Origin of the sequence: Sphingopyxis sp. (assembly GCF_016463645.1) — a bacterium.
Lineage (GTDB): Bacteria > Pseudomonadota > Alphaproteobacteria > Sphingomonadales > Sphingomonadaceae > Sphingopyxis.
This window is the reverse complement of the sequence record NZ_JAEMQX010000101.1, coordinates 1-13207: the sequence shown is the minus strand read 5'-3', so window position 1 is coordinate 13207 and position 13207 is coordinate 1. Positions and strand designations below refer to the sequence as shown.

Sequence of the window (13207 nt, the reverse complement as noted above, 5' to 3'; positions counted from 1 at the left end):
GCTTGATCGAACCCGAGATCGTCTTCCAGTTGGTGAGCATGCCGCCCAGCCAGCGGTGATTGACGAAGTGCTGGCCCGAAGCGCGCGCCGCATCGGCAATCGCGCCCTGCGCCTGGCGCTTGGTGCCGACGAACAGCACCTTGCCGCCGGCGGCCGAGGTCGAGGCGATGAAGTCGAGCGCGCGCGCGAAGAGCGGCACGGTCTGCGACAGGTCGAGAATGTGGATGCCGTTGCGCGCGCCGAAGATGTACGGCTTCATGCGCGGGTTCCAACGGTGGGTCTGGTGGCCGAAGTGCGCGCCAGCTTCGATAAGATTCTGCATCGTGACGACAGGTGCCGCCATAGTCTTTCTCCTTCCGGTTAGTCCTCTGGAAGGCAAGAACCGGGATGTCCGCTGAGGGGCGGTCCCGGCACCGGTATGTGCGCCTTCCATGTGGAATGGGCGGCCCGTTAGCGGGGCGGGCCGGAAAAAGCAAGGGGCTGGAGCGAATGAGCAGCCGGTTCACCGCCATGCCGCGGACTCAACTCGGCGACAAAGTGACTCCGTTCGTCGCAAAACGGTTGAGAACAAAACGGGAACATGGAACGAAAAACCCAATGAAACCGTCGCTGATCAACAGGAGGTTTCGCATAAAGAAGCCGAAAGGACAAGATCATGGTTCAGGTCGCTGCCGCTCTTCTCTTCGCCCTCGCCGCCGGTTTCGGCGTCACCGTGATCCTGGCCATGCTCAAGAATAACGAGAATGCGATTCTCTCGGCGCTGCTCGGCGAAGGCGCCTTCCCGATCGAAATCGCGCCGCAGTCGGGCCCCGCCGCGCAGAAGATGACGCTGCGCCGCTCGCCCGCGCGCCGCGATGCGCCCCGCCCTGTTCGCGCTGCCGTTCGCGTGCAGCCGGCGCTCAGCCGCGCCGCCTGACCTTCGCATAGCTTGCCATGCCGAAAGGCAGCGTCGCGGCATAAAGCCCGCAGACCGCAAGCAGGGTCGGCCAGGGCGCGGTAACAAGCGCAGCGCCGAGGAGACCGACTCCCGCGAGGGCGAACAGGCGCCACGAACGGCGCAGACGGATCGACGACCAGCTATAGGTCGGGATCGCCGAGATCATCAGCATCGCGATGCCGAGCGCCCAGGGCATCACGACATACCATTCGCGAAACAGGTCGTTGCCCGTCGACAGCCACAGATAGACGGGCACGAACGACATTCCCGCCCCCGCCGGCGCGGGAATGCCGGTATTGAAACCCGCCGACTTGTGCGGCTGCACCTCGGCATCCATGCGCGAATTGAAGCGCGCGAGACGGAGCGCGCAGCAGACCGCGAGCGCGAGCGCCGCGGTCCAGCCGAACTTGGGCGCATATTGCAGCGACCAGAGAAACAGGATCATCGCCGGCGCGACGCCGAAGGCGATCACGTCGGAGAGCGAATCGAGTTCCGCGCCGAACTTGCTCTGCGCGCGCAGCAACCGCGCGATGCGCCCGTCCATCCCGTCGAGCACCCCGGCGAAGATGATCGCCGCAAGCGCCTTTTCCCATTCCTCTCCGATCGCGAAGCGGACCCCCGTCAGACCGAAGCAGAGCGCGAGCGCGGTGATCGCATTCGGCGCGAAGGCGCGAAGGCTGATGCCGCCGATACGGCGTCCCGCGGCATCGGCCATGACCGGCTCGTCGTCCGCCATCCTATTGCCCGATGCCTTCGATCGTTTCGGCGGTGCCGATCCGCGCGATCACCGTTTCGCCCGCCAGCGTTCGCTGGCCGAGCAGCACCTGCGGCGTCGTGCCCGCGGGCAGATAGACATCGACGCGGCTGCCGAAACGGATGAGGCCGACGCGCTGGCCGGTCGCGAGTTCGTTGCCGATCGTCACGAAGGGCATGATGCGCCGCGCGACGAGCCCCGCGATCTGAGTAAATCCGACGCGCACGCCGTCGGCGCGCTCGACGACGAAATGCTGGCGTTCATTCTCCTCGCTCGCCTTGTCGAGGTCGGCATTCACGAATTTGCCGGGAATATAGACCAGCTTGCGCAGCGCCCCCGCAACCGGCGTGCGATTGATGTGGACGTCGAAGACGCTCATGAAAATCGACACGCGCAGCATCGGCGCGGCGCCGAGTCCGTCGGTGCCCGAAATTTCGGGCGGCGGGGGCACTTCGGCGATCTGGGTGATCAGGCCGTCGGCCGGCGCGATGATCAGGTCGTGGCCGGCGGGCGTGATGCGGACCGGATCGCGAAAGAAGGCGCCGACCCAGACGGTGACGCCGAGCATCAGCCAGCCGAGGATCTCCCAGCCGAGCAACCAGAAGCAGAGCGTCACGATTCCCGCGATTAACAGGAACTTGCGACCTTCGGGATGGACCGAGGGCCAGTGCCATTTGATGCCGCCGCCGGGCCGGTTCGAAGAGATGATATTGGACATGTCCAGTCTTCTAGGGTGCAGTCCCCATACTGACAATGGATAAGGCGCGGGCTTCGTTGCCGCGCCGGCACGGCGCCGGTGGTGACGGGGCGGTTGATCAATCGCGCCGCTTTGCCTAAGGCCCGCTGCAACTCCGACTCCCCAAGGAAAAAGGCTGAAAGCATGGGCAAGATCAAGGTAGCCAACCCGGTCGTCGAACTCGACGGCGACGAAATGACCCGGATCATCTGGCAGTGGATCCGCGAGCGGCTGATCCTTCCCTATCTCGACGTCGACCTCCACTATTACGACCTCGGCATCGAGGAACGCGACCGCACCGACGACAAGATCACCGTCGAGGCCGCGAACGCGATCAAGAAATATGGCGTCGGCGTGAAATGCGCGACGATCACCCCCGACGAGGCGCGCGTCGAGGAATTCGGCCTCAAGAAGATGTGGAAATCGCCGAACGGCACGATCCGCAACATTCTGGGCGGCGTGGTGTTCCGCGAACCGATCGTGATGAAGAACGTCCCGCGCCTCGTTCCCGGCTGGACCGACCCGATCGTCGTCGGCCGTCACGCGTTCGGCGACCAGTACAAGGCGACCGACTTCCGCGTTCCGGGCCCCGGCAAGCTGCGCCTGGTGTTCGAAGGCGAGGACGGCACGCTGATCGACGAGGAAGTATTCCAGTTCCCCTCGTCGGGCGTCGCGATGGGCATGTACAATCTCGACGATTCGATCCGCGACTTCGCGCGCGCCAGCCTGAACTACGGTCTCGCGCGCCAGTGGCCGGTGTATCTGTCGACCAAGAACACGATCCTCAAGGCCTATGACGGCCGCTTCAAGGATCTGTTCCAGCAGGTGTTCGACGAAGAATTCGCCGACCAGTTCAAGGCGGCGGGCATCGTCTACGAACATCGCCTGATCGACGACATGGTCGCCTCCGCGCTCAAGTGGAGCGGCAAGTTCGTCTGGGCCTGCAAGAATTACGACGGCGACGTCCAGTCGGACACCGTCGCGCAGGGCTTCGGCTCGCTCGGCCTGATGACCAGCGTGCTGATGACCCCCGACGGCCAGACCGTCGAGTCCGAAGCCGCGCACGGCACCGTCACGCGCCACTACCGCATGCACCAGCAGGGCAAGGCGACCTCGACCAACCCGATCGCGTCGATCTTCGCCTGGACCGGCGGCCTCAAGCACCGCGGCAAGCTCGACGGCAACGCCGCGCTGGTGAAGTTCGCCGACGACCTCGAAAAGGTCTGCGTCGCGACGGTCGAAAGCGGCAAGATGACGAAGGACCTCGCGCTCCTCATCGGCCCCGACCAGAACTGGCTGACCACCGAGGGCTTCTTCGAGGCGATCGTCGAGAATCTCGAAAGGAAGATGGGCAGCTGAAAACAACCAAAAAGGTTGGGTTAGCTATCTAGCCAATCGGGGCCGGCCTGCATAAGGTCGGCCCTTATGGTATCCGAAACAGAAACCTCCGCCATCGGCAACGCGCTGGTGGTGCTCGGCGCGGCGGGCATCGTCATCCCGGCGTTCGCGCGCTTCCGCATCTCGCCGGTCATCGGCTTCATCCTCGTCGGCCTGCTGGTCGGTCCATCGGGACTTGGGGCGCTCGCGATCGACTATCCGTGGCTCAAACATGTCACGATTGCCTCGACCGAGGATATCGCGCTGTTCGGCGAGTTCGGAATCATATTGCTCCTCTTCTCGATCGGGCTCGAACTTTCGTTCCGCCGGCTGTGGCAGCTCAGAAAGCTGGTGTTCGGGATCGGGGCGGCCGAGCTTTTCATTGCGGGCGCGATCCTCGGCACCGCCTTGCTGTTCCTCGGCAATCTCTCGACCGCCGCCGCCTATGGCCTCGGCATTGCGCTCGCGCTTTCCTCCACCGCGCTGGTGCTGCCGATCGCCGGGACCAAGACAGCGGTCGGCCGCGCCTCCTTTTCGATGCTGCTGTTCGAGGATCTGGCGCTGGTTCCGATCATCTTCGTTCTGGCCGCATTGTCGCCCGCAGCCTCGGGTGACAGCGCCGAATTGCTGCTGACGACATTGTGGCAGGGCGCGCTCGTCGTCGCCGCGCTCGCGATCGGCGGCTGGTTCCTGCTCCCGCGCATCTTCGCGCAGGCGGCGCGCGCCAAGGATCCCGAGCTGTTCCTCGCTGCAAGCCTGCTCGTCGTCATCGTCGCCGCGCTCGCGACGGCGGCGGTCGGCCTCTCGCCCATCGTCGGCGCGTTGCTCGCGGGGCTGATGATCGCCGAGACCGAATATCATGGCGAGGTCGAGGCGATCACCGCGCCGTTCAAGGGGCTCGCGCTCGGGGTGTTCCTGATCAGCGTCGGCATGGGGCTCAATCTCAAGACGATCGCGAGCCAGTGGCCCGCGCTCGTCATGGCGGTCGTCGGCGTCGTGCTGGTGAAGGCGTTGGTGACTGCGGCGCTGCTCCGCTTTTCGGGAGCGGTGCGGCGCGGAACCGCCGCCGAGGTCGGGCTATTGATGGCGAGCCCTTCCGAAACGACGCTGATCGTGCTGACGACCGCGCTGCAGGCGCAGCTCATCAGCCGCAGCACCGCCGAGTTCTGGCAGCTCGTCACCGCGATCGGCTTGACGATCACGCCCCTGCTCGCACGCGTCGGCCACGACATCGCACGGCGGATCGAGATGCGAACGGGCGATACGCAAAGCGACGAGACACCGGAGAGCCGCACCGTCATCGTCGGCTTCGGGCGCGTCGGGCACACGGTCGCCGAGCTTCTGCGCGAACACGGCCGTCCCTACGTGGCGGTCGACGCCGATATCGACACCGTCGCCGCCGCGCGGCGCGACGGCTTTTCCGTCCGCTTCGCCGATGTCGCGCGGCCCGGTAGCCTCGACAAGCTCGGTATCGAAAATGCGCAGGCGATCGTGCTCACGATGGACGATCCGGTGCAACAGCTCAGGATGACGCGTCAGCTACGCCAGAAATATCCCGACCTGCCGATCATCAGCCGCGCGCGCGACGCCGACCATGCCGGCGCGCTCTATCAGGCGGGCGCAAGCGATGCGGTGCCCGAAACGCTCGAAAGCTCGCTGCAGCTTGCCGAGGCGGTGCTGATCGACCTCGGCGTCGCGATGGGGCCGGTGATCGCCTCGATCCACGACGTCCGCGCCAAGATGCGCCACGACATCATGGCGAAAGGCAAGCTGGAGCACGAGCCGCGCATCCGCCGGACGCGCCGCCCGGCAGCGGGCAGCGAAACCGCCTAGCGCGCGCCCGTCGCGGGTGCGGGTGCCGCGCCGAGGGCGGAGGCATCGGCCAACGTCATCCCCTTGGGCAGGATCGCCAGCGACCATTGGCGCTCGGGCGTCAGATATTGCCGCGCGAGCCGCTGGACGTCGGCGGCGGTGACCGCCGAGATATCGTCCTGGATCGACAGCGCCGCGGCGGCAACGCGCGGATCGCGCGTCGCGCCTTCGAGCAGGAACATCCAGTAGACATTGCCGGTCGAGGCGCGCGCGACCTGTTCGCGGATCGGCCCCGCGTTGCGCGCCAGTTCGTCGGCGGTGACGGGCTTTGCGACGAGATCGGCCGCGATATCCTTCGCGATGCCATAGAAGCGATCGAGGTCCTTCGGCGCGAGCAGGCTGCCGACGAGCAGATAGCCCCCGCTGTCGAAGCCGGTCGGCCAATGGCTGTCGACGACGGGGCCGTAACTCGCCCCCTGTTCGGCGCGCAGGCGGTCGAACAGCCGGTCGTTGAAGATCGCCGCGAGCACTTCGAGCCCGCGCGCATCGCGCGGGCTGGCGAGGCCGCCGCCGGTCGGCCAGGCGGTCATCGCCGCGGCCTGCCCCTGTTCGCCGCGATGATAGGCGATTTCGGGGACGGTGACATGTTTCGCGAAATCGACGCGCTGGCCGCTCGGCGGCGCGAGCGTCTGGCGCGGCGGCAGCGCGCCGAGCGTCTCCGCGAGGATCTTCTTGTAATCGACCGTTTCGAGATCGCCGAAAATCTGCACCTCGACCGGTCCGCTCGCAAGCCGCGGTTCCCAGAAGGCCCGGAAGGCTGCGGGCGTCAGCGCCTCGATCTGCGCCTTGTCGGGTGCCGCCCAGCGCGCGTCGTTGTTGGTGAGCCACCCGCGGAGGTTGCGGTCGAGTACCGCGTTGGGCGTCGCGTCGTTGAGGTCGTATCCGGTGAGGTAGCCGATCCGCAGCCGCTCGACCGGCGCGGGGTCCCAGCGCGGCTGCGCGAGCTTGGCGGCGATCAGCCGCATCTGGTCGGCCAGATCGGCGGGCCTGCTTTCGGCCGACAGCTCGAAAGCATCGTCGTCGATCGCGAAGTTCATCTGGATCTGCCGGCCGTTGGTCAGCTGGTCGACCTCGTTCTGGCCCCACGGGCCGATGCCGCTCGCGACGAGCGCATAATCGCCCGTCCACAAGAGGTTCGGGGCATCGGCCGCGACGCTGCGGTTGCCGGTGCCGAAGCGGACGTTGACGCGCACCTTGCCCGGTTCGACCTTGTTGTTCGACACCAGCGCGGTCACGCCATTGGCGAACTCGAGCCGTTCGGCGCGCAGGCCGAGGATGGGATTGGTCGCGGTAATCGCCCCCGCCGGTCCGAGGTCGGGAAGCTGCTTGAAATCGGCCTTGACCGCCGTCAGCCGCTCGTCGCGGGCGGTGACCGGCGCCTTCAGCGCGGCGAGCACCGCGGCATCGCCGCCCGCCGCGGTCGGCGTGGTCAGCACGACGCGCGTCACCGGCGCGGCGAAGATCGCCTTGCTGATATCGAGCATCACCTTCGGCGTCGCCGAGGCGCGGATCGCCTTGAACATGTCGACCTGCCCCTGCGGGCTGGTCACCGTCTCGTTGATATCGACCGCGCGCACCATGTCGTCGGCGAGGCGTGCGCCGGGTTCGTTGCGGGCATTCTCGAGTTCCTTCAGCAGGAAGGCCTGGATCTCGTTCGCCTCGCGGTCGATGTCGGCCTGCGACGGCGGGTTTGTCACCGCGTCGGCGATCACCCCGCGCACGTCGGCGAGCGCGGCCTTCCAGTCGCTCAGGGGCACGATCGACGCCATCGTGACGTCGGCGCTGCGGCTGACATATTGCTGCTCGACCGTCGCGACGAGATAGCTACCGCCGCTGCGCGCGCGGTTTTCGAGCCGGCGGTTGACGAGCGCCTGTGCGATGAATTCGAGGTAGAGCCGCCGCGTGTTCTCGACGGTGTCGACGCGCTTCTTCCACGGGCGCACCATCGCCAGCGTCAGCGCGAGCGGCTGGTTCGCCTCGACGATCTCGCGCGCGGCCGGCGCCTTCGGATCGGGTTTGCCGAAATCGGGGTCGCGCGGGTTCGGCCCTTCGGCCTTCCAGTCGCCGTAATATTTCGCGACGAGCCCCGCGAGGACCGCCGGATCGGCGTCGCCAACGATGACGACGACGGCACGGTCGGGGCGGTACCAGCGATTGTGGAAGGCAGCGACCGAGGTCGCGTCCGCCTTGCCGAGCGACGCGGTGGTGCCGATCGGCGAACGATCGCCGAGGAGCTGGCCGGCGAACAGATGCGCGTTGGTCGCGTCGGCGATGCGTTTTTGCGGACCATCGGATTCGCGCAGTTCCGACATCACGACCCCGCGTTCGGCGGCGACCGCGAGCTCGGAGATGCGCGGCTCGCGCACCATTCCGGCGAGCAATTTCATGCTTTCGTCGAGGTTCGCCGGCGTGACGCTCGGCAGATCGAGCTGGTATACCGTCTGCGTCGGCGTCGTCTGCGCGTTCGAATCGCTGCCGAAGGTGACGCCGAAGCGCTGCCAGATACGCTTCGCCTCACCGTCGGGGATATGCTCCGACCCGCGAAAGGTCAGATGTTCGAGCAGATGCGCATAGCCGCGCTCGTCCCCGGTTTCGAACATCGAGCCGACGTCCATGCGGACGCGGATCGATACCTGCCCCGGGGGCACGCCATTGTTGCGCACCGCATAGCGCACACCGTTGGGAAGCATGCCGAACTGCCATGCGGTATCGCGCGGAATATCGCTGCCGGCATAGAGCCAGTCGCTGTTCTTTGCCTGACTCTGCGCGGTCGCGGTCGGTGCCTTGTCCTGCGCGCCCGCGGCAAGCGGCGTCAGGAGCAGCGCGGCGGCGCCGGCGAGAAGGAGGGAACGGGCAAAACGAAGCGACTGGCGCGCGGGAGAATAGGACATTGAGCCATCTTATCGCGTTCGAACCTTGCTGGCCACTGAACTGTCACCGGCGCTTGTCCTGTGACGCCGACCGGCCTAGCCAGATGCCATGAACCAGACAGCCGTCCCCCTCGCCGCCCTGATCCAGATGACGAGCGGCATCGACCCCGATGGCAATCTGGCCGTGATCGATCGGGCGATGGCCGAAGCTGCGGCGCATGGTGCCGCGATGGCGTTTCTGCCCGAAATGTCGCTGCTCCTCGATCGCGACCGCGCGCGCTCGGCCGCGCATATCGCGCGCGAGGCCGACAGCCCTTGGCCCGCCGCGCTGCGGGAGATGGCGCGGCGGCACGGCCTGTGGCTGCACTCGGGATCGATGCCGCTGCTGACCGACGATGGCGCGCGGCGCGTGAACCGCAGCCATGTCATCGACGCCGACGGCGACATCCGGGCGCGCTACGACAAGATCCATATGTTCGACGTGACGCTTCCTTCAGGCGAAAACTGGCAGGAATCGGCAGCCTATGCCGGCGGGGATGCCTTGGCGGTGGTCGACACGCCGCTCGGGCGGCTCGGCCTCAGCATCTGCTACGACCTGCGCTTTCCCGAGCTCTATCGCGCGCTGGTCGACCGGGGCGCCACGGCGATCGCGATCCCGGCGGCGTTTACCGCATCGACCGGCGAGGCGCACTGGCATGTGCTGATGCGCGCGCGCGCGATCGAGACCGGGTGCCATGTCGTGGCCGCCGCGCAGGGCGGGATGCACGCCGATGGCCGGCAGACCTTCGGCCACAGTATCGCGATCGACCCGTGGGGAGCCATTCTCGCCGACGCCGGCAGGAGTGGGCGAGTGGGAGAAGATTATGCGCTGACGCTGGTTCCGGTCGACGCCGCCGCCGTCGATCGCGCCCGGCAGGCCATCCCGCTCGACCGGTCGCGGGCGAACCGGCACCTCACGCTCTGATCTTCCCGAAGCCTGCGGGGCCTGCGGATTTCGCGACCCGGAACAAACAAGGGGCCCCGAGCAAAGCTCGGAGCCCCTTGCGAAAACTCTGGACTAGCCAGCTCAGCCCGGGCTGGTGGGTTCGTCGTCGTCGTTGTCCGACGCGATGATGATGCCACCGACGACGGCGACGAGAGCGAGCACAGCGATGATCCAGCTCGTGCTGCCTTCGAGTTCGCTCTGGCCGTCAACGGCCGAAGCGGCGGTCGCCGCAGGAGCGGCCGACGCGGCAACCGGGGCCGCAATCATCGAAGTCGCTGCGAGAGAGATCGCGGCTTTCTTAAGCAGGTTCATCATATTCTCCGTCCACTGGATTACTCTTGTCGAATCACACCGGAGAAACCTCCCCGGTCTGCTTCTGCAGCGCCTTATTAGGCACGGCCTTCAGCAATTGCAACGACGTTCTGCCCTACCCCGCCAAATGTTAGTAAATAATAAATAGGGAAAAACTTGTTGCAAAGGCGCGCCTCATCCGCGCCGGACGCGTTCGAAGGATTCGCGCGTGACGGGGTATCCGAGATGGCCGGGAATGCAGAGGAAACTCTGCCCGTCGCGATCCTCGATCCAGGGCGTGATCAGCTCGACCGGAAACCGGCCGGAATGCACGGAAAATTCAGCAAAATCATTTGATTGAGCGATGCGTTCGAGATTGCGGCGGGTCGGAAAGATCACCGATACGTCGCCGCGGTCCGCCATCGCCAGCGTCGCCTCGGCGCTCGCCCAGAATATATGGCTGTGCTCGGCCTCCTCGACGGTCAATTCATGGTCGTGCGGCGGCGCGGCAACGGCATAGAAGCGCGTGTCGAACGTCCGGGCTTCCTTGAAATTGGGGCACCAGCGCGCAAAAGGTATGAAATTTTCCAGCGCGATACGGTCGCCGCGCGACGCCAATATGTCCGAGAGCAGGGTTCCGCCGAGCAGCGCCTGCCGTATCGCGGCGACGTCGGATCCGGCGAGCCCGGGCCAGCCGACCGCGAGCCCGGTTTCCTCGAGCGTTTCGCGGAGCGCGGCGACGCGTGCGGCGCCGTCGGCCTCGTCGACGCCGAGCCCGTACAGGCGTGCCACCCGATAGTCGTCGGGGTCGACGCGCCCTCCGGGGAACACGACCGCGCCGGCGGCGAAAGCCATGCTGGTCGACCGCTTGACCATCAATATCTCGTCGGGGCCTCCGCTGTCCGACGGGCGCATGATGACGAGGGTCGCGGCGGGAATGGCGCCGTCCGGCAGCGCTTCGGGCATCGGGGTCGGCGGATTTATGTCGCTCATGCGAGGTTCGATAAACGTGCGGGATCGCCTTGTCATCTCGGCATTGCGGGCGCGGGCCGACGGGTGCAAGATGATGTCGGGCCAAGCGATCCGGGACGGGGAGCAGGACATTGGGAATCGTCGAGATCTTGGGCGTAGCCGGCAGCCTCAGCCTCCTCGCGGGCTGGCGACTCTATCTCACCATATTGGCGACCGGTATCGCCATGCATTTCGGCTGGCTGCCGCTCCCGGAACATCTGGCGGCGCTGCAGATTCTCGCCAATCCGTGGGTATTGGGGGTCGCCGCGGTCGGAACGCTTGCCGAGTTCCTGGCCGACAAGATCGCCTGGGTCGATTCGGTCTGGGACACGGTCCACAGCATCGTCCGCCCCCTCGGTGGCGCGCTTCTCGCGCTCGCGCTGGTCGATTCATCGGACCCGGCGTGGCAGGTGATCGCCTTTCTGCTAGGCGGCGGCGGGGCGTTGCTCAGCCATGGCGCCAAGGCGACGACCCGTGCGGTCGTCAACGTCAGCCCCGAACCGTTCAGCAATGCCGCCGTGTCGACGGGTGAGGACGTCGCGACCGGCGGACTGCTCGCGCTTGCCATCGCCTACCCGCCGCTCGCGATCGTCATCGCAATCCTGCTCGCGATCGCGGCAATCGTCGTGATCATCGCGCTGCGCCGCTTGCTCCGCAATATCAAGGCGACGCTGAAGCGCGCCCTCGGCGATGAGCCGCAAACTACTTTCGATGCTTAGTAATTTGGCAATATTCATTCAATAGTCTGCCCCGGACAGGGGGGCTCGCTGACCCGAAAGGGAGTGACGTCCTATGCCCCTGCGCGCCGGTTCCGACGCTGTCACCCTTCCCCGCCCCGGGAAATATCTTCTCCTCTCGACCGCCGCGGTCCTCGCGCTCGGCCAAACACCTCCCGCCTCTGCCCAATGCGTTTTCGTGCCCACCGCGGGCGACGACACGCACATCTGCAGCAGCGGCACCTCGCCGGGCGGACTCGATGATACGGGCGGCAACAACCAGCTGACCTTTCCTGCGGGCGGAACCGGAACCCTTGGCGGCAATGTCACCTTCGGAAACGGAACCGACGTCATCATCATGAATTCGGGCCGGATCGAGGGCGCGGTCGATCAGGGCAACGGCGACGACAGGTTCGAGATCGGCGCCGGCACCGTGACCGGGCAGGTGCAGCAGGGCGAAGGCATCGATGATTTCGTCATGACCGGCGGCGAGGTGGGGACGCTCAACCAGGGCGGTTCGATGGACACCTTCCTGATGACCGGCGGGCGCATCGTCGATGCGTTCGACGATGGCGACACCGCACGCATGACCGGCGGACGCATCGGACGCGTCAACATGAAACTCGCCGACAATCTGTTCGACATGTCGGGCGGCATCATCGACCGCAACCTCGTCGCGGGCTTCGGAAACGATACGATCATCCTCTCGGGCGGGACGATCGGCGGCAATATCAGCGTGTCGGGCGGCGTCGACAGCGTGACGATCACCGGCGGGTCGGTCGGCGGCGACGTGCTGCTCAGCGCCGGCACCGACAGCTTCGTCTGGGACGGCGGTGGCGTCGTACACGGCATGGTCGACATGGGCGGCGACGACGACAGCGCGCGGCTTGCCAACCTCACCAACGCGAACCTCGGCGGCTCGCCGCGGATCACCGGCGGCGCGGGCACCGATGTGCTGCTTTTCGACAATGTCACGACGGGCGGCGTCGCGCGGTTCGACGGCTGGGAGAATATCCGGGCGACGAACGACAGCGAACTGACCTTCGATGGCTTCCTGACCCTCGGTGACGCCGGGACGGGCACCGGGCGTTTCGAACTCGATGCATCGAGCACCATTTTTGGCGGCGGGCTCGACGGCGGGATCGCGGCCTTTGCCGCGGGCCAGCGCGCGACGTTCGTCAACGCCGGACGCATCGACCTGACCAACGGCGGCAATGCGCCGGGCGACAGCTTCACCGTGCGCGGCGATTATGCCGGCGATAACGGCTTGCTGCTGATCGACACCGTCCTCGGCAACGATAGCTCGGCGTCCGACAAGCTGGTGATCGACGGCGGCGCCGCGTCGGGAAAGACCGGCGTCACCGTGCTCAACGCCGGCGGGGCCGGCGGCCTCACCACACAAAACGGCATCCTCGTCGTCGAGGCGATCAACGGCGCGACAACCGCGAGCGGCGCCTTTGCGCTTAACCACCGCGTCGCGGTCGGCGCCTATGAATATTTCCTGTTCCGCGGCGGTACGACAGCAGGGACGGGGCAGAACTGGTATCTGCGCTCGACGCTGCCGCCTCCGCCCGCCCCGGCCGCACCCCTGCCGCCCGAGCCCGCACCCGCACCGCCGGTGCTGACCCCGCCGCCCGCGCCGGCACCGGAGCCGGCAC

General features: G+C 66.6%; 11 protein-coding genes and 1 pseudogene. 6 read left to right on the top strand and 6 right to left on the bottom strand.

Going from position 1 to position 13207, the window contains the following annotated elements:
* A partial coding sequence (gene rpsB / locus JHC57_RS16955) for a 30S ribosomal protein S2 (RefSeq protein ID WP_294031450.1) occupies positions 1 to 343 on the bottom strand: 343 nt, incomplete at its 3' end.
* 312 nt (positions 344 to 655) lie between these two features.
* Between rpsB and JHC57_RS16950 the strand changes: the two genes are divergently transcribed.
* The gene (locus JHC57_RS16950; protein ID WP_294031448.1) at positions 656 to 916 is read left to right on the top strand and encodes a hypothetical protein; all 261 of its coding nucleotides are present in this window, start codon (positions 656 to 658) and stop codon (positions 914 to 916) included.
* On the opposite strand, the gene JHC57_RS16945 is transcribed toward JHC57_RS16950, so the two are convergent.
* On the bottom strand, positions 900 to 1673 hold the full coding sequence (locus JHC57_RS16945; protein WP_294031447.1) for a phosphatidylcholine/phosphatidylserine synthase: 774 nt from the start codon (positions 1671 to 1673) through the stop codon (positions 900 to 902). The genes JHC57_RS16950 and JHC57_RS16945 overlap by 17 nt on opposite strands.
* Before the next feature lies 1 nt (position 1674).
* Positions 1675 to 2409: a phosphatidylserine decarboxylase gene (locus JHC57_RS16940; protein WP_294031446.1), complete on the bottom strand. Its 735-nt coding sequence runs from the start codon at positions 2407 to 2409 to the stop codon at positions 1675 to 1677.
* 162 nt (positions 2410 to 2571) lie between these two features.
* Between JHC57_RS16940 and JHC57_RS16935 the strand changes: the two genes are divergently transcribed.
* Both JHC57_RS16935 and JHC57_RS16930 read left to right on the top strand, forming a co-directional pair.
* Complete coding sequence (locus JHC57_RS16935; protein WP_294031444.1) at positions 2572 to 3786, top strand: NADP-dependent isocitrate dehydrogenase; 1215 nt, start codon at positions 2572 to 2574, stop codon at positions 3784 to 3786.
* 66 nt (positions 3787 to 3852) lie between these two features.
* Positions 3853 to 5637, top strand: a complete 1785-nt coding sequence (locus JHC57_RS16930) for a cation:proton antiporter (RefSeq protein WP_294031443.1) — start codon at positions 3853 to 3855, stop codon at positions 5635 to 5637.
* Here JHC57_RS16930 and JHC57_RS16925 read toward each other — a convergent pair.
* Positions 5634 to 8567, bottom strand: coding sequence for a pitrilysin family protein (locus tag JHC57_RS16925; RefSeq protein WP_294031441.1), 2934 nt, complete (start codon positions 8565 to 8567; stop codon positions 5634 to 5636). The genes JHC57_RS16930 and JHC57_RS16925 overlap by 4 nt on opposite strands.
* Before the next feature lie 88 nt (positions 8568 to 8655).
* Here JHC57_RS16925 and JHC57_RS16920 point away from each other — a divergent pair, with 88 nt between their 5' ends.
* The gene (locus JHC57_RS16920) at positions 8656 to 9510 is read left to right on the top strand and encodes a carbon-nitrogen hydrolase family protein (RefSeq protein ID WP_294031440.1); all 855 of its coding nucleotides are present in this window, start codon (positions 8656 to 8658) and stop codon (positions 9508 to 9510) included.
* A gap of 102 nt (positions 9511 to 9612) precedes the next feature.
* On the opposite strand, the gene JHC57_RS16915 is transcribed toward JHC57_RS16920, so the two are convergent.
* A complete protein-coding gene (locus tag JHC57_RS16915; RefSeq protein WP_294031438.1) occupies positions 9613 to 9846 on the bottom strand; it encodes a hypothetical protein in 234 nt (77 codons plus the stop codon).
* Between the two features lie 171 nt (positions 9847 to 10017).
* Positions 10018 to 10815, bottom strand: a complete 798-nt coding sequence (locus tag JHC57_RS16910) for an NUDIX domain-containing protein (RefSeq protein WP_294031437.1) — start codon at positions 10813 to 10815, stop codon at positions 10018 to 10020.
* A 110-nt stretch (positions 10816 to 10925) separates the two neighbouring features.
* On the opposite strand from JHC57_RS16910, the gene JHC57_RS16905 reads away from it, so the two are divergent.
* Together JHC57_RS16905 and JHC57_RS16900 are read left to right on the top strand one after the other, a co-directional pair.
* On the top strand, positions 10926 to 11552 hold the full coding sequence (locus JHC57_RS16905; RefSeq protein WP_294031435.1) for a DUF4126 domain-containing protein: 627 nt from the start codon (positions 10926 to 10928) through the stop codon (positions 11550 to 11552).
* Between the two features lie 73 nt (positions 11553 to 11625).
* Positions 11626 to 13207: pseudogene (locus JHC57_RS16900) on the top strand (hypothetical protein); the annotation flags it as partial.

Excerpts from the sequence above, each read along its gene's own strand:
- JHC57_RS16950 (WP_294031448.1), top strand. The coding sequence starts at position 656 with ATGGTTCAGGTCGCTGCCGCTCTTCTCTTCGCCCTCGCCGCCGGTTTC.
- JHC57_RS16945 (WP_294031447.1), bottom strand. The coding sequence starts at position 1,673 with ATGGCGGACGACGAGCCGGTCATGGCCGATGCCGCGGGACGCCGTATC.
- JHC57_RS16940 (WP_294031446.1), bottom strand. The coding sequence starts at position 2,409 with ATGTCCAATATCATCTCTTCGAACCGGCCCGGCGGCGGCATCAAATGG.
- JHC57_RS16935 (WP_294031444.1), top strand. The coding sequence starts at position 2,572 with ATGGGCAAGATCAAGGTAGCCAACCCGGTCGTCGAACTCGACGGCGAC.
- JHC57_RS16930 (WP_294031443.1), top strand. The coding sequence starts at position 3,853 with ATGGTATCCGAAACAGAAACCTCCGCCATCGGCAACGCGCTGGTGGTG.
- JHC57_RS16925 (WP_294031441.1), bottom strand. The coding sequence starts at position 8,567 with ATGTCCTATTCTCCCGCGCGCCAGTCGCTTCGTTTTGCCCGTTCCCTC.
- JHC57_RS16920 (WP_294031440.1), top strand. The coding sequence starts at position 8,656 with ATGAACCAGACAGCCGTCCCCCTCGCCGCCCTGATCCAGATGACGAGC.
- JHC57_RS16915 (WP_294031438.1), bottom strand. The coding sequence starts at position 9,846 with ATGATGAACCTGCTTAAGAAAGCCGCGATCTCTCTCGCAGCGACTTCG.
- JHC57_RS16910 (WP_294031437.1), bottom strand. The coding sequence starts at position 10,815 with ATGAGCGACATAAATCCGCCGACCCCGATGCCCGAAGCGCTGCCGGAC.